The 15,628-nt window shown below is 68.3% G+C and carries 13 protein-coding genes; 2 read left to right on the top strand and 11 right to left on the bottom strand.

Annotation, left to right across the window (positions count from 1 at the left end):
• Window positions 1-669 (top strand): NAD(P)(+) transhydrogenase (Re/Si-specific) subunit beta (locus tag DIE06_RS34285; RefSeq protein ID WP_148094370.1); only part of this gene is annotated, 669 nt, incomplete at its 5' end.
• Window positions 670-859: 190 nt separating this feature from the next.
• Here the strand turns inward: DIE06_RS34285 and DIE06_RS34280 are convergent.
• Window positions 860-2,038 carry an AraC family transcriptional regulator gene (locus DIE06_RS34280; RefSeq protein WP_185733542.1) on the bottom strand — a complete coding sequence of 393 codons (1,179 nt, stop codon included), beginning with the start codon at window positions 2,036-2,038 and terminating at the stop codon, window positions 860-862.
• Entirely contained in the window at window positions 2,038-3,672 is a 1,635-nt protein-coding gene (locus DIE06_RS34275) for an AMP-binding protein (protein WP_124665209.1), read from the bottom strand. Before DIE06_RS34275 ends, DIE06_RS34280 begins: the two co-directional genes overlap by 1 nt.
• Window positions 3,673-3,990: 318 nt before the next feature.
• Here DIE06_RS34275 and DIE06_RS34270 point away from each other — a divergent pair, with 318 nt between their 5' ends.
• On the top strand, window positions 3,991-5,091 hold the full coding sequence (locus DIE06_RS34270; protein WP_124665208.1) for an AraC family transcriptional regulator: 1,101 nt from the start codon (window positions 3,991-3,993) through the stop codon (window positions 5,089-5,091).
• Window positions 5,092-5,125: 34 nt separating this feature from the next.
• On the opposite strand, the gene DIE06_RS34265 is transcribed toward DIE06_RS34270, so the two are convergent.
• The 9 genes from DIE06_RS34265 to DIE06_RS34225 form a co-directional block, all read right to left on the bottom strand.
• A complete protein-coding gene (locus DIE06_RS34265; RefSeq protein WP_124665207.1) occupies window positions 5,126-6,619 on the bottom strand; it encodes a HAMP domain-containing sensor histidine kinase in 1,494 nt (497 codons plus the stop codon).
• A complete protein-coding gene (locus DIE06_RS34260) occupies window positions 6,616-7,338 on the bottom strand; it encodes a response regulator transcription factor (RefSeq protein WP_124665206.1) in 723 nt (240 codons plus the stop codon). The genes DIE06_RS34265 and DIE06_RS34260 overlap by 4 nt, the downstream gene beginning before the upstream one ends.
• Window positions 7,339-7,606: 268 nt before the next feature.
• A complete protein-coding gene (locus DIE06_RS34255; protein ID WP_124665205.1) occupies window positions 7,607-8,482 on the bottom strand; it encodes an alpha/beta fold hydrolase in 876 nt (291 codons plus the stop codon).
• A gap of 68 nt (window positions 8,483-8,550) precedes the next feature.
• A complete protein-coding gene (gene mhpT / locus DIE06_RS34250; protein WP_124665204.1) occupies window positions 8,551-9,807 on the bottom strand; it encodes a 3-(3-hydroxy-phenyl)propionate transporter MhpT in 1,257 nt (418 codons plus the stop codon).
• 47 nt (window positions 9,808-9,854) lie between these two features.
• Window positions 9,855-10,916 carry a 4-hydroxy-2-oxovalerate aldolase gene (gene dmpG, locus DIE06_RS34245; RefSeq protein ID WP_124665203.1) on the bottom strand — a complete coding sequence of 354 codons (1,062 nt, stop codon included), beginning with the start codon at window positions 10,914-10,916 and terminating at the stop codon, window positions 9,855-9,857.
• Window positions 10,917-10,929: 13 nt separating this feature from the next.
• Entirely contained in the window at window positions 10,930-11,871 is a 942-nt protein-coding gene (locus DIE06_RS34240; RefSeq protein ID WP_124665202.1) for an acetaldehyde dehydrogenase (acetylating), read from the bottom strand.
• A gap of 13 nt (window positions 11,872-11,884) precedes the next feature.
• Window positions 11,885-12,688: a fumarylacetoacetate hydrolase family protein gene (locus tag DIE06_RS34235; protein ID WP_124665201.1), complete on the bottom strand. Its 804-nt coding sequence runs from the start codon at window positions 12,686-12,688 to the stop codon at window positions 11,885-11,887.
• A 20-nt stretch (window positions 12,689-12,708) separates the two neighbouring features.
• A complete protein-coding gene (locus DIE06_RS34230) occupies window positions 12,709-13,668 on the bottom strand; it encodes a 3-carboxyethylcatechol 2,3-dioxygenase (RefSeq protein ID WP_124665200.1) in 960 nt (319 codons plus the stop codon).
• Between the two features lie 2 nt (window positions 13,669-13,670).
• A complete protein-coding gene (locus tag DIE06_RS34225; protein WP_124665199.1) occupies window positions 13,671-15,527 on the bottom strand; it encodes a bifunctional 3-(3-hydroxy-phenyl)propionate/3-hydroxycinnamic acid hydroxylase in 1,857 nt (618 codons plus the stop codon).
• Window positions 15,528-15,628 lie beyond the last annotated feature (101 nt).

Genomic DNA, 15,628 nt, shown 5'->3' with positions numbered 1-15,628 from the left:
CTGGTGGGCTCGTCCGGTGCGATCCTGTCGTACATCATGTGCCGCGCGATGAACCGCAACTTCATCAGCGTGATCGCGGGCGGCTTCGGCAGCGGCGCGGGCGCACCGGCGGCAGCGAGCGGCGGCGCGCAGCCGGCCGGCGAGGCCGTGGCGGTGAGCGCGCTGGAAACGGCCGAGCTGCTGCGCGAAGCGAAGCGCGTGATCATCGTACCCGGCTATGGGATGGCGGTGGCACAGGCTCAGCACACGGTGTTCGAACTGACGAAGCTGCTGCGCGAGAAGGGCGTCGACGTGCGTTTCGCGATTCACCCGGTCGCGGGCCGCATGCCGGGGCACATGAACGTGCTGCTGGCCGAAGCGAAGGTGCCGTACGACATCGTGCTCGAGATGGACGAGATCAACGGTGACTTCCCTGAAGCGGACGTGTCGATGGTGATCGGCGCGAACGACATCGTGAACCCGGCCGCGCAGGACGACCCGTCGAGCCCGATCGCCGGCATGCCGGTGCTGGAAGTGTGGAAGGCGAAGACGTCGATCGTGATGAAGCGCAGCATGGCGTCCGGCTATGCGGGCGTCGACAATCCGCTGTTCTACAAGGACAACAACCGCATGTTGTTCGGCGATGCGAAGTCGATGCTGAATGAAATCTTTGGCGCACTGAAGGCCTGAACGCGGCCACGCGCGCGGCGCGGGCGGCAAGCCCGTTTCAGCCGCGCGCGGCCCCGATGATCCGTCGGCCCGTCACGCATCGGCAGTGCGTGACGGGCCGACGCACATCCGCGGTACCGGAACGACCGGGAGCCGTCCATGGGATCGCGCGAAGGTTGCCGGTTATGGGTGCGGGCCTGGAACAACCGCGCTACGCGCGCCGCCGGTAAGTTCCCGGCGTACTGCCCGTCCAGTGGCGGAACGCGCGATGGAACGCGCTCGGATCGTCGAAGCCGATATCGGCGCCGATCGCCGCGATCGTGTCGAGCGTGTCGGTGAGCCGCTGAATCGCGATGTCGCGCCGCAGTTCATCCTTGAGCGCCTGGAACGTCGTGCCTTCCGAGGCCAGGTGGCGGCTCAGCGTGCGCACCGAGCAATGCAGATGCTCGGCCGCCTGGTCGATCACCGGCAGGTCGGGCAGCGCCGCCGACAGGTATTGCCGCACGCGATGGCACACGAGCTGTTCGCTGAACGATTCGAAGATCCAGTCGCCGGGCGCGCGCGCGAGGAACTTGCGCAGGTTGCGCTTGCTCTGCCGGATCGGCACGTCGAGGTAGTCCGCGCTGAAACGCATCAGCGTGCGTTCGCGGTCGAACTGCACGGAGCCGGAGAAGAAGTACAGGTGCTCGACCGCATGACGCGGCCGCGGGCACGCGAACTCGATCTGCAACAGCGGGATCTTCTGCCCGATCAGCCAGGAACACACGCCGTGCACGAGCTTGAGCATCAGCTCCTGGCCGAGCGCGCCGATCGGGCCGACGGCCGGGTTCGGCCGCAGCAGCACCTGCGCGACCAGGCCGTCGCGCTTCGATTCGACGAAGAAGTCGTCGAGCAGGATATGGAAGAACTGGCCGAAACGATGCAGCGCCGTTTCGAGGTTGCGCGCATCGAGCAGGCTCAGGCACAGGTACTTCAGCGTGCCGCCGCGCAGCGGGCGCGAGAAGATGCCCGGCATCTCGTCGTCGAGGTCGATCGCGAGCGTGCGGTACAGCGTCGAGAACTGCTCTTCCGTCACGCGCGCATGCGGCTCGCCGAGCAGTTCGAGCGGAATGCCGGCCCCGCGCAGGTAGCGCTCGACCACGTCGCGCTGTGCGCCCGCGCTCGCCAGAAAACCGTTGACGAGCGAAATCGGCACCGTCGCGCTCGGCGACGGCAGCGCACGCCCGGGCCGGGCGGAAGGTGAATCTGAACCGGTCATCGCGTCCCCGTCGATCGAACCGCTCGCATTGTACTTGAGCGGCCCGTGCCGAACTGTCGGGGCTGTCGGGGCTGTCGGGGCGTTCCGCGTGCCGGCCCGCGCGCTTGCGGGCACGCGGCGCTTCGGCGCCATCAGTCGGCGCGGCTGAGTTCCCGGCGCAGGATCTTGCCGACCGTCGACTTCGGCAGCCGGTCGACCAGGCGGATCAGCTTCGGCACCTTGTAGCCCGCGAGGTTCGCACGGCAATGCGCGACAAGCTCCGCTTCCGTCACGGCCGCGTCCGGCGCGAGCACCACGAACAGCTTCACGGCCTCGCCGGTGCGCTCGTCCGGCACGCCGATGCACGCGCATTCGGCGACGCCCGGCAGCGCGGTCGCGACCGCTTCCACCTCGTTCGGATACACGTTGAAGCCCGACACGATGATCATGTCCTTCTTGCGGTCGACGATCTTCAGGAAGCCGGCCGCGTCGAACACGCCGATGTCGCCGGTGCGGAAGTAGCCGTCCGCGGTGAACGCCAGCGCATTCGCGTCCGGCTTCTGCCAGTAGCCGCCCATCACCTGCGGCCCCTGCACGCAGATCTCGCCCGCTTCGCCGATCGCGACCTCGCGATCCTGGTCGTCGAGCAGCTTCACGTCGGTCGACGGCAGCGGCAGGCCGGTCGTGCCCGTGAACGCGTCGATCGACTGCGGGTTGAACGTGACCACCGGCGACGTTTCCGACAGCCCGTACCCTTCGCGGATGAAATTGCCCGTCACCGCCTTCCAGCGTGCGGAGATCACGTCGATCACCGCCGCGCCGCCGCCGGCCGACAACTTCAGCCGCGACCAGTCGACTTCGTTCAGCCTCGGATGGCCGGCGAGCCCCGCATACAGCGTATTGACGCCGACGAACACCGACGGCCGCGCGGCCTTCAGCACGTCGATGAAGCCGTCCATGTCGCGCGGGTTCGCGACGAGCCAGTTCTCGGCACCAATCGCGAAGTAGGACAGGAAGTTCACCGTCAGCGCGAAGATGTGATACAGCGGGATCGCCGTGACGACGACTTCCTCGCCCGGCTGCCGTGCAGCGGGCACGATCGCCGCGAACTGCTCGATGTTCGCGACCAGGTTGCGGTGCGACAGCGCGGCGCCCTTCGACAGCCCGGTCGTGCCGCCCGTGTATTGCAGCAGCAGCAGATCCGCGCCGCCGAGCGCGACCGGCTCGAAGGCGAGCGATTCGCCGGCGGCGATCGCGTCCGCGAGCGGGAGCGAGCCCGGCGGCAGCGCGTCGCACGCGCCGGCCGGCGCATCGACGACGCCGAGATCGCCGCGCCCCACGCTCAGCACGGTCCGGATGCGCGTCTTGCCGACCACGTCGGCGAACGTGCCCATCGAGCCGCCGCACACCACGGCCACTTCGACGCCCGCGTCGTTGAGCTGGTGTTCGAGCTCGTGCGCGGTATAGAACGGGTTGACGTTGACCTGGATCGCGCCGAGCCGCGCGACCGCGACGGTCGCCACCGGAAACGCGAGCACGTTCGGCAGCATCACGGCCACCCGGTCGCCCTTGCGCACGCCGACGACCTGCTGCAGGTACGCGGCCAGCGCCGCCGACAGGCGGTCGACGTCGGCGTAGGTCAGCGTGCGGCCGAACGCGCGGAACGCGGGGCGCTCGGCGAAGCGGCGCATCGCGTCGTCCAGCAGCGCGGTTACGGAAGGAAAGCGATCGGCATCGATCTCGGCGGGGATCGAGCCGTACGAGCCGATCCAGTGTCTCTTCGTCATGTCCTGCTCCTCGGGGGACGGCGCCGGGCAGCGCCGTTCGCACGGCGGCCCGCGCACCGGATGGGCGCAGGCCGTCGCCTGACCGGCGACTATCGCCCGACCAAGGTGCTTTGAAAATGATCCGGGCGGTCGAAAAGATGATCGAAACGGACACGCGAGGGCGCGGCGGGCGGCCTGCCGCCGCTTCCGGCCGGGCATCGGCTCATCCGTGTCGGGCCGCGCGCGCTCATGCGCATCAGGGTCAACCCTATGGCGCCCTCGCGCGTTCCGGCGCAGAATCGCGAACCCGGAACGGTATCGAATCGGACGCAGAACCCCATGCCGCGCAGTGCGCTCTTGAACCCGACGGCCGCCGGCGCCGCCCCGCTGCCCGACGCCCCGCTTGTCCACGCGTCGCGCGAGAAGCGCTTCTCGCCGGCCAAGCTGGCCGTGCTCGTCGGCGTCGTGCAGGAACTCGGCCTCGCCCCGGCCGCCGTGCTCGACGGCACCGGCCTGTCGCCGGAGGCCGTCGCCGACCCGTTCACGCTCACGTCGTCGCTGCAGTTCCTGACCGCCGCGCGCAACGCGCTCGGCCGCTACGACGGCACCGATCTCGGCGTGCGCGTCGGCCGCCGGCTGCATGCGTCGAGCTACGGGATGTACGGCTACGCGATGCTGTGCTCGGAATCGCTCGCGCACGCGTTCGATTCCGCCGTCAAATATCACCAGCTCGCGAACGGGATGCTCGCGATCCGCTGGGTCGAACAGGGCGACACCGCGTCGTGGCTGTTCCCGGATCCGCATGAAGCCGCGCTGCCCGGGCCGGACCTGCCACTGTACCGTTTCCTGATCGACATGCAGTTCGCGCTGCACGTGACGATCATCAAGGACGTGATGGGCGCGTGGTGCGTGCCCGCGCGCGCGCAGTTCGCGCAACCGGAGCCGGCGCATGCGGCCCAGCTCGCCGACGCGCTCGAATGCCCGATCGCGTTCGACCAGCCGCACCATGTGTTGAGCTACCCGGCCGCCTGGCTCGCACGCGCACCGCAGCTCGCGAACCCGATCACCGCCGCGCAGGTGTCGTCGCACTGCGCGCGCCTGCTCGACGAATTGCGCAGCCAGGCCGGCGTCACGCGGCGCGTCTACCAGGAACTCACGCGCACGCCCGGGCAGTTTCCGGACATCGACGCGATCGCCGACACCCTGTGCATGACGTCCCGCACGCTGCGCCGCAAGCTCGACGCCGAAGGCACGTCGTACAGCGAGTTGCTGACGAGCGTGCGCAAGGCGCTCGCGATCGACTACCTGACCACCACCACGCTCAGCACCGAGGACATCGCGCTGACGCTCGGCTTCAGCGATGCGGTCGGGTTCCGCCACGCGTTCAAGCGCTGGACCGGCACGACGCCGAGCGACGCGCGGCGCAAGCGCGGCGGGTAAGCGCCACGCGTCGGCCAGCGCAGCGCCGCCGGTTTCAGCGCGCGTCGCCCGCCGCCGGATACGCCACCGCCAGCGCAAACTCGAACACCGCGCCGCGCCCGTCCCGATCGACGAGCCGGATACCGCTGCCGTTGAGCGCCAGCATCCGGTGCACGATCAGCAGCCCGAGCCCGCCGCTCGTCGCCGCGCCGCCGCTCATCGGCCGCTGCGGTCGCTGGAACAGCCCCGCCCGCCGTGCCGGCGGAATCCCTGCGCCGGTATCCGACACGGTCACCACCACGCGATCGTCCAGCGGCGTCAGCGCGACCTCGACTTCGCCGTGCGGCGGCGTGTGCCGCAATGCGTTGTCGAGCAGGTTGGTCAGCACCCGCTCGATCATCCCGAGATCCGCCGACACGACCGGCACGCGCGGCGGGATCCGCGCATGCAGCGCGATCTCGCGCGACTGCGCGGTCAGTTCGAACTTCTGGAATACGTCCTGCACGAGATCGACGAGCGAGAACGGCTCGCGCTCGGCCTGCACGCTCCCCGATTCGAGCCGTGCAAGTTCGAACAGCGCCTGCGCGAGCCGGCCGACCTTGGTGCTCTGCGCGAGCGCGATCGACAGGTAGCGGCGGCGCTCGGCCTCGGCGAGCGTCTCGGACTTCAGCGACAGCGTCTCCAGATAGCCGTGCAGCGACGTCAGCGGCGTGCGCAGGTCGTGCGAGATGTTCGTGATCAGTTCGCGCCGCTGCTGGTCCTGGCGCGTCAGCGCGCGCCACTGGTCGCCGATCCGGTCTGCCATCTGCGCGAACGCGGATTCGAGCACCGCGATGTCGTCGCCGCGCCGGCCCGGCGGCGAGTGCGGCACCGGCGGCTGCGTATCGGGCGCGCCGTTCGCGTCGAAGCGGCGCATCGCATCGGTCAGCCGGCGCAGCGGGCGCGTGATGAAGCTGAACGCGGTCAGGCCCGCGAGCAGGCCGAGCAGCGCGACGACCGCCATCGACCACAGCGTCGTGCGCAGCACGTTGCCGGCGTCGACGCGCGCGGCCAGCCGGTCGTGCGCCTCGCCGAGCAGCACCACGTAGATATAGCCGGACGGCGGCTGGCCCGCGCGCTGCAGCGGCGCGGCGCTGAACACCTTGCGCGCGTCGGGGCTGCGCGGATCGTCGCCGAGGATCGGCAGCGGCTCGCCCGCGATGAAGCGCCGCACCGGCGCGAGATCGACGCGCTCGCGCTTCACGTGGCCGGGCGGCGCATCGTCGCCCTTGATGCGCCCGGCGTTGTCGAGCAGGTACACCTCGACGCTCGGGTTCACGCCCATCAGCTGGCCGAACAGCGTGCGCACGGCGTCCGGGCGCAGCCCGTTCGCGTCCATCAGCGGCGTGCTGCCCGCGATGTGCGCGGCGAGATCGCGCGACAGGCCCTGCACGACTTCCTTCTCGCGCATGTCGTTCGCGCGGATCTGCAGCCATGCCGACGCACCCGAGCACGCGAGGAGCAGCACCGCGAACACGCACGACAGCCGCTGGGTGAGGGTCAGTTTCATGACGTGTCCCGCTGGTCCGGCGCGGCGAGCTTGTAGCCGCGGCCCCACACGGTGAGGATCCGCACGGGCTCGGCCGGATCGGCCTCGATCTTCGCGCGCAGCCGGTTGATGTGGGTGTTGACCGTGTGTTCGTAGCCTTCGTGCTGGTAGCCCCACACGGCATTGAGCAGGTCCATCCGCGAGAACACCTTGCCCGGATGCCGCGCGAAGAAATACAGCAGGTCGAACTCGCGCGGCGTGAGGTCGATGCGCGTGCCGTCGACGCTCGCTTCCCGCGCGATCGGGTCGATCGACAGCCCGGCGACGTCGAGCGTGCCCGCGTCGATCCGCGAATCGCGCGCGAGCGCGTCGACGCGCCGCAGCAGCGCCTTGACCCGCGCGACGAGCTCGAGCACCGAGAACGGTTTCGCCAGGTAGTCGTCGGCGCCGAGTTCGAGGCCGAGGATCCGGTGCACCTCGCTCGAACGCGCGCTGGTGATGATGATCGGGGTATAGCGTGCCATCGCGCGGGCGCGCCGGCAGATTTCCAGGCCGTCGACGCCCGGCAGCATCAGGTCGAGGATCAGCGCGTCCCAGTTGCCCTGTTCGAGCAGGCGTAGCCCTTCCGTGCCGTCCGCGCTGTGCACGACTTCGTAGCGCTCGTCGCGCAGGTGCAGGCTCAGCACGTCGGCGATGTCGGCGTCGTCTTCGACGATCAGGATGCGTTTCGGGTGGTCCATGGCGGTCGGCGGCGGCACGGCGGTGGCGGTCCTCGGTCTCGAACGGCGTCTTGGCCGGCCAGGGTCCGGCAAGCCGGCCTGCCCGGGGCGAATCGCGGCGCAACGCCGCGCTGTCGCCATTGTGCAAAATTTTGCCGGTGGCAGGGGTCACATTTCGTTTAAGTTTGGATCGTGCCCGTGCCGTGGGCCAATGCCCGCGATCGAGCGTCACACCAGCCGTCACGACGCCGTCGCGCCGTGAAACGGCCAGCATCTCGCATGGCGGAGTTCAATGCCGCAGGAAATCGACCACCATCCGGTTGAACGCGTCCGCATGCTCCCACTGCGCCCAGTGTCCGCACCGGTTGAACACGTGCAACTGCGCGTTCTGCATTCCGGCGAGCAGCCGCAGCCCGATATCCATCGGCACGAAGCGATCGTCGCGCCCCCAGATGACGAGCGTCGGCGCCGCGATTTCGCCCAGCCGCGGACCATAGTCGGTGAACTGCTTCGGATTCGCCGCGAGGCTCTTCACGAAGTTCTCGAGGTGATCGCGCCGCGCGAGCATGTTGTCGAGGCGTGCTTTCATCAACTCGTCCGTCAGCGCGCTCGAGTCATAGACGAACACGTTCATCATCCGTTTCAGGTTCTCGATCGTCGGCTCGCGATACAGCCCCTGCAACAGCTTGATGCCTTCGGTCGGCATCGGCGCGAAGTTGCTCGGGCCGCCGGTGCCGCCACCCATCAGCACGAGTTTGCCCACGCGCCCGGGATTGCCGAGCGCGAACGCAACCGCGCTATGCCCGCCCATCGAATTGCCGAGAATATGCACGCGCTCGATATCGAGCACGTCGAGCAGCCCCTTCAGCACGCGGCCGTTGAGTTCCGAGCGCGACGACGCACAGACGACCGGATCGCTCTTGCTCCAGCCCGGGCAGTCCATCAGGATCACGCGATAGCCGGCCGCGACCAGCGGCTCGACGTTGCGGTTGAAGTTCGCCCAGCCGCTCGCGCCAGGCCCCGAACCATGCAGCATCACGACCGTCTCGCCGGTTGGTCCGGCGCCCGTGTCGTTGTAGTGAATCCGCAGTTCGAGGTCGCCGTCCTTCACACGTGCAAACTGGCTCGTCGACGCTTCCGTGATCGGTGCTGTAGTCACAGTCATGATGATGTCCTTTCCGAAAAAATGAATGATCCTGTCGCGGGCCGCGCTCGCGCGGCCCGCCCGAATCGCTACGCGCGCTGCGGCTCGCCCGTGCGCTGCCGCGCAAACGCGCCCACCACCGTCAACGCCGCCACCGCGGCGATCACGATCAGCGGGATGCTCGCCGACACCAGCATCGACGGGCTCTGACCGAGCGCGAACAACTGCCCTGCCACCAGCGGCCCGAGAATCGAACCGAGCCGCCCCACCGCGACGGCCGCACCCACGCCCGTGCCGCGCACTTCGGTCGGATACGCATGGCCGGCCAGCGCATACAGCACCGACTGGCCGCCGACGAGGAACAGCCCGCACAGCAAGCCGCCGATCGCCATCGACGTCGCGCCACCCGCACTCGCCAGCGTGATCAGCGCGACAGCGACGCCGACATACATGCCGATCACCGTGCCGCGCCGTCCGAAGCGGTCCATCAGCGTCGCGATCGCGACGGCCCCGATACCACCGCCGATGTTGAACATCATCAGCACGACGTTGGCCTGCACGCGTGTCAGCCCCCGCGACAGCACCATCGACGGCAGCCAGTTCATCAGGAAATACAGCACGACCAGCGTGCCGAGATAGCTGATCCACAGCGCGATGGTCGTACGCGCGCGGCCGTGTCGCCACAGCGCGTCACGCACGCCGGGCAGGCCGGCGACATGGCCAGCCACGGTCGACCGGGTCGCCACGAACTGCCGCGACTCGTGCAGGAACATCCCGAGCAGCGGCACCATGACGAGCGGCCCGAATCCGCCGACGTAAAACACGTGACGCCAATTCGCATCGCCTGCGCTCGCGATGCCGATCACCGCGGCGATCGCCGCGCCGAACGGCATCCCGCAGTACATCGCGCCGACCGCCGTGCCGCGCTGCCGCGGGCCCGCCGCTTCGGAGCACAGCGCGATCAGGTTCGGCATCGCGGCGCCGAGCCCGCCGCCCGTCATCAATCGCGCAACGAGCAGGCTCTCGAAGCTCCAGACCTGCGTCGTCGCGAGCGAGAACAGGCCGAACATCGCGACCGACCACATCAGCACGCGCTTGCGGCCGAACCGGTCGGCCAGCCGGCCGCCGAGCGCGGCACCCGGCAGCAGGCCGAACGCGCCCGCGCTGAACGCCCAGCCCATCTGCGCGACGGCGAGCGAAAACTCCTTCGCCATGCGCGGGCCGGCCACCCCCGCCGATTGCAGGTCCAGCCCTTCGAGCAACGCAATCGCGAGGCACAACATGATCGTCGCGTGTCCCGTGCGTCCATGTCGCGCGGTATCGCCTTCCTTTCGTGACGTATTCATCAAAAGTCTCCAAAGATTGATATACAGGCCGCTCTTGCCGGCGGCTGTCATGTATCGGACCGCGACGTGCGCGGTCCTGCCGTCCGTTCCCATGCGGCCTCGCCACGCTTCTTCAGATCGAGCGCGACGTCGACGATCATGTCTTCCTGGCCGCCCACCATGCGGCGCTTGCCCAGTTCGACGAGGATGTCCACGGTGCTGATGTCGTACTTCTTCGCGGCCGCTTCCGAGTGACGCAGGAAGCTCGAATACACGCCCGCATAGCCGAGCGCGAGCGTTTCGCGGTCGACGCGCACCGGACGGTCCTGCAACGGTCGCACGATGTCGTCGGCGGCATCCATGAGCGTGTAGAGATCGGTGCCGTGGTTCCAGCCCATCCGCTCGGCCGCCGCGATGAACACTTCGAGCGGCGCATTGCCGGCGCCCGCGCCCATTCCTGCGAGCGACGCATCGATCCGGTCGCAGCCTTCCTCCACCGCGACGATCGAGTTCGCGACGCCGAGCGACAGGTTGTGGTGCGCGTGCATGCCGGTTTCCGTTTCGGGCTTCAGCACCGCCTTCACCGCACGGAACCGGTCGCGCACGTCCGACATCGTCAGCGCGCCGCCGGAATCGACGACGTAGATGCAGGTCGCGCCGTAGCTTTCCATCTTCTTCGCCTCGACGGCCAGATTCTCCGGCGTCGTCATGTGGCTCATCATCAGGAAGCCGACCGTGTCCATGCCGAGTTCGCGCGCATATTCGATGTGCTGCTTCGAGATATCCGCCTCGGTGCAGTGCGTCGCGACACGCACGATGCGCGCGCCGGCGTCGTACGCGGCCTTCAGGTCGTGAATCGTGCCGATGCCCGGCAAGAGCAGCGTCGCGATCCTCGCGTGTTCGACGACGTCCGCTACCGCCGCGATCCATTCGAGATCGGTATGCGCGCCGAAGCCGTAGTTGAAGCTCGACCCTTGCAGGCCGTCGCCGTGCGCGACCTCGATGCTGTCCACCCTGGCGCGATCCAGCGCACGTGCGATGTCCTGCACGTTCGCGATCGAATACTGGTGTCGAATGGCGTGACTGCCGTCGCGCAGCGTCACGTCGGAGATATACAGTTTCTTGCTCATCGCCGTTTGCTCCTTACGCGCTCACGCGCGCCTGCGCCATGCGTTCGGCGGTCGCGAGCGCGGCGGAAGTCATGATGTCGAGATTGCCCGCGTAGGCAGGCAGGTAGTGCGCGGCGCCCTCCACTTCGACGAACACCGACGTTTTCAGGCCGCTGAACGTTCCCAGGCCCGGAATACGGATCGGTGCGCTCGCCGGAATCTCGTCGAATTGCACCTTCTGCTTGAGCCGATAGCCAGGCACGTAAGCGTGCACCTTCGCGACGGTGTCCTCGATCGACGCCTCGATCTCCGCGCGAGACGCGAGGTCGGACAGCGTATAGACCGTGTCGCGCATCATCAGCGGCGGCTCGGCCGGGTTCAGCACGATGATCGCCTTGCCCTTCGCGGCGCCACCGACCACCTCGATCGCCTTCGACGTCGTTTCGGTGAATTCGTCGATGTTCGCGCGCGTACCGGGGCCCGCCGACTTGCTGCTGATCGACGCGACAATCTCCGCGTAGTGCACCTTCGCGACGCGCGACACAGCCGCGACGATCGGAATCGTCGCCTGGCCGCCGCACGTGACCATGTTCACATTCGGCGCGTCGATGTGCGCGTCGAGGTTGACGACCGGCACGCAGTACGGGCCGATCGCGGCGGGTGTCAGATCGATCATGCGAATCGATGGCTTGAGCGTGCGCAGCAGCGCTGCGTTGCGAACGTGCGCGCCTGCGGACGTCGCGTCGAACACGAAATCGATCTGGTCGAATAGCGGCAGACGCGTGAGCCCTTCGACGCCTTCGTGCGTGGTCGCGACACCCAGTCGCGCGGCGCGCGCGAGACCGTCCGAGTTCGCGTCGATACCGACCATCGCCGCCATTTCCAGATGCCTGCCGTGACGGAGGATCTTGATCATCAGGTCCGTGCCGATGTTGCCGGAGCCGATGATCGCAGCCTTGAGTTTTTCGGAAGCCATGCGAGTTCCTGAGTTAAGCCGTAAAAGTTGCCCGGACGCTGCCGAGCCCGTCGATCTGCGCGACATAGGTGCCGGCCTCGCGAACGGCGACCATCGGACCGAGCGCGCCGGTCAGCACCACGTCGCCGGCGCGCAGCGGCGTGCCGAGTTGCACCATCCGGTCGGCCAGCCACACGGCGGCGTTGAGTGGATTGCCGAGGCAGGCGGCGCCGCTGCCCTTCGACAGCACTTCGCCATCGCGGGCAAGCGTCATCGCGCAGCCCGTCAGATCGAGCTGCGAAAGCGGCACCGGACGGCTGCCGACCACGAAGCGCGCGCTCGATGCGTTGTCGGCGACCGTGTCGACGAAGCGGATGTCCCAGTCCCGGATGCGGCTGTCCACCACCTCGATCGCGGCGAGCGCATAAGCGCTCGCGCGCAGGATGTCGACGAACGTGTGCCTGTCTTGCGTGAGGTCGTGATCGAGCACGAGCGCGATCTCCGCTTCGACCTTGGGCTGGATCAGTTGCGCGAGCGAAATCGGCGCGCCGTCGCCGCAAGCCATGCTCGCGAACAACGCACCGAAATCGGGCTGGTCGACGCCCAGCTGTGTCTGCACCGCGAGCGACGTCAGGCCGATCTTGCGGCCGACGATGCGCTCGCCGTTCGCGACGCGCCGGTCGACGTTGGCCTGCTGCACCGCGTAGGCCATCGTCATCGCGTCGAGCGGGATGCCGCCCGCGGCGGCTTCGCCGCGCAGCGGCGCGATCGTGCTGCGCGACGCCTCGGCTTCGCGCAGTCGCGCGGCCAGTGTCGTCACAAGGTTCGAATCGGACATCGAGGTCTCCTGGAGTTCGGTCACGCCGCCGCCGCGACGGCGGTCGACGACGTGGCGTGCATGGTGGCGAAACCGGCGATCCACTCGGGAATCGCGCGGTAGTAGTCGAGTGACGCGTGATACGGGCCATACGCGGCAAGCGCGGCGAATGCGGCGACCCACGTGCGGATCTCGTGCGCGGACTTGCCGCCGTCGCGCGTGATCGCGTCATCGGTCACGCCGTCCAGCGCGGTCAGTTCGCCGGATGCGAGTCCGGCAAGGAACGCGCGATCCCATTCGGGATTGAGCGGATGCAGCGGACTGTCGCCGGCGGCAAACGAACGGGCGGCGGCCACGGTACGTGCCTGGCGCGCCGCGCGCGACTCGGCCGACGGATTGCGACCGGCGATCAGCCGCTCCGCCACTTCGGCGGTCGCGCCGATCAGTTCCGGTACAGGCGGCTCGTGCGAGATGCCGCCCGAGCCGACCACCAGCACGCGGCGGTCGGTACGCGCGAGATGGCGGCCGATCGCATCGCCCAGCAAACGCGCGCGGCGCAGCGGCGCCATCGGTGGCGCGACGGAATTGATGAACACCGGAATCACCGGATGGCGATCGAGACCGCCCGTCAGTATTTCAAGCGCCTGCGCGCAGCCGTGGTCGACCTGCATCCGGTACGACAGCGCGACATCGACGTCGGCGGCCAGCACGCTTTCCGCCAGCCCGTGCGCGAGATCGCCCGGCACCGGCAGCGTGCCGGCCAGGCTCTTGAAATCACCGATCGCGTCGGCGCGTGCGCCGATGCAGAACGGCGGCATCATGTCGTAGAAGAATCCGTTGAAATGATCGGGGGCGAAAACGACGATCAGGTCAGGCCGGAAACGCTCGACACGTTCGCGCGCGGCCCGGCCGATGCGCTCGACTTCGGCGACCACGTCGGGCGCCGGGTCGACGTAACCGTGCAGCGGCGTATGGGAAAGACATTCGAGATGAATCGGCATGCTCATGCTCCTGCCGTGTATGTGAGGGCATCGCGAGCGCACACCGGGCCCTGCGAAGATGGCGCAACGTCGCCGTGCTCGTGCCGCGCGCCTGCCGTGATGCCGAGCTTTTCCGCGAGCGCGACAATGGCCGGGGACACCTGCTGTGGCGCACATACGCCCGCGACGAAACGATCGGGGCGCAGCAGCACGACCGACTCCGGCAGACGGCTGAACCAGTCCTTCAACCGGCCCGTCTCGTCACCGATCGCGAGCACGTCCGGGGGCACGTCGTCGGCGTAAGCGAGCTGGGCTGCCGGCTTCGCGATCACGAAGCGGCCACCGATCCGCGCCCACAACGCACGCGCCTGCGGCGTCATGCCGAAGGTCGGATCAGCGCCCCAGCCCAGCATGACGAAACCGGTGCCGATCGCGTCGTCGAGCAGCACGGTGCGGCCCTCGGGCAGCCGCACGCGCGGCTGGATGAACATGCGCCCGACCGGCGACGCGGCAAACGGATCGCGACCGTAAGCGAGCCGGCCGATCAAGGAATCGCGCTTTTCGCTCATCAGGCCGAGCAGCCGGCCCGGCGCGGAATTGCCCGATCGTTCGAGCACGCGGGCAAGCCAGCCGCGCCTGGGAGCATGCGCGGGCAGCAGTACCGCGCCCGCCTCGTAACGCGGCATCGGCTTGAAGCGCATTTCGACGAAGTAGCGCTTCACCGCCGGGAACAGGGTCAGCGCACGCACGAAGGTGTCGCGAAAGCGCGCGCCGAAACGTGTCGTCGGCGCGAAAATATCGCCCGCCACTTCGGAAAGATGGATCATCGAACGCGCATGCGCGCGGCGCTCGGCGGTGTAGGTTTCGAGCAGGCGGCTGTCCGCGAGCCCCCGCGCGACCATCGCGAGCTTCCAGCCGAGATTGTTCGCGTCGCGGATTCCGCTGTTGTAACCCTGCCCCTGCCACACCGGCATGATGTGCGCGGCGTCACCCGCGAGCAGGACGCGGCCCACGTGAAACGTCGACGCGAGACGCGCATTGTGCGTATAGACGCGCTTGCGGATGTAGTCGACCGCATCCGGATCCGCGACCACCTTGCGGATCAGCGCAGCCATGTTTTCGGGTTTCGACAGTTCTTCCTCGGTCTCGCCCGGCATCACCATGAACTCGAAGCGGCGAATGCCGTGCGGCAGCGCCGCCGACACGTACGGCCGTTCGTGATCGCAGTGCATATAGATGTGCGGCGAGCCGATCGGGTCGTTGCGCACGTCCACGACGATCCACTGGTTCGGCTTCGTGCGCCCTTCGAACGGCACGTTCAGCACGCGGCGCACGAAGCTGTTGCCGCCGTCCGCGCCGACCATGTACGCTGCGCGCACGGTCCGGCGTTCGCCATCCGCATCGTCCACGTCGATGCTGACGCCGTCGGCGTCCTGCGTGAACGATGCAACGCCGTGTCCGAACAGCACCTGGACGTGCGGGAAACGCGCGAGGCCTTCGTGGAGCACGCGATCCGCGAGCGGCTGGATGAACGCGTTGCGGCGCGGCCAGCCGAATTCGTCGGTGCGCGGCTCGATCGATGCGAAGCAGTGACCGTCCTTCGTCACGAAACGCATCCAGTGATCGGGCGTCGTGTGCGGCACGAGTTCGTCGGCCAGGCCGATCGACTGGAACACGCGCAATGCTTCGTCATCCAGACCAATGGCGCGCGGGTAATCGATGATCCGTTCGAGCTTCTCGATCAGCGTGACACGCACGCCCTGAAGGCCCAGAATGTTGGCGATCATCAAGCCGACCGGGCCTGCGCCGATGATTGCGACGTCGGTGGAAAGCGGGTCGCGCTGGTCGCGATGCGCGGCTGGACTGGGTGAGGGATTCATGTGTCTCCTTCCTCGCGCGACTCGGTGGTCGCTGCGTATGCCGATGGATTCCGGCCGGGGCACGTCGCGGGTTCCGTGTCGCGTCGTGTGGCGGCGGGATG

Source organism: Burkholderia sp. Bp8998 (assembly GCF_003854235.1).
Lineage (GTDB): Bacteria > Pseudomonadota > Gammaproteobacteria > Burkholderiales > Burkholderiaceae > Burkholderia.
This window is presented reverse-complemented; position numbering and strand designations above follow the sequence as displayed.